Below are 785 nucleotides of genomic sequence, written 5' to 3' on the forward strand. Positions count from 1 at the left end.
GGCATTGCTCTGCGCTTTTTCCGCTCTCTGGAGAAAGTCTACGTCCTCGTGTATTTTATCTGCATACTTCATAGAACAAAAATACGCTATCTGTGATTTGAATTAGTATAAATATGATAAGTTATATTACAACGAGCACTGGGTAAGACCATTTACTGTAGATACTCCACAAAATAATGACAAAGTTGAAGGGGCTTGCTACTGGTAATAATTGTCTTAGTTATATTGTGTAGTTTAGAAAATTATGTAAGTCCTTAGGAGAAGTAAGGTAACGTAATTTACATGCTGACTTACAAGTTTTTTCAAATTTGGACGTAATTGAAAATGTTTATAGGGTTTATTGCTCCCATTGCTATAAATGATTTGTTATCAATTGAGCAACTTAAAAGTTTTTCGAATTATCCAAAAGGGCATGAAGGTGCGCCTTTTGTTAGTATTTTAATTCAAAAATATATAGCTGATGGACACAAAGTACTAGCAATTACAACGGATAAAGAGATGGATGATAATAGTCCAGCTTTTATCTATGAAAATGATAAATTGACACTTGTGGTAATTCCATGCAGAAAACGGTCGTTTAGTTTCAATGGTAGACGTGTGGGAAGGGCTCTTGACCTATTTAGATTCGAGAGAAAAGCAATTTTGTCTTATCTTGAAAAATATAAACCCGAAGTATTATACTAAATCAGATTGATGATGACGTATTTTTGATGTACGGAAAACAACTTAACGCGATGACTTTGCCTGAATCAGCAAATAAGTCTTCTACAATCGCTTGAATTCGA

General features: G+C 33.8%; 1 protein-coding gene. It reads left to right on the forward strand.

Annotation, left to right across the window (positions count from 1 at the left end):
- Positions 1–318: 318 nt before the first annotated feature.
- Positions 319–684, forward strand: coding sequence for a hypothetical protein (locus tag FH603_RS28315; protein WP_186742776.1), 366 nt, complete (start codon positions 319–321; stop codon positions 682–684).
- The last annotated feature ends 101 nt before the right edge of the window (positions 685–785 follow it).

Origin of the sequence: Spirosoma utsteinense (genome assembly GCF_014282275.1) — a bacterium.
GTDB lineage: Bacteria > Bacteroidota > Bacteroidia > Cytophagales > Spirosomataceae > Spirosoma > Spirosoma utsteinense.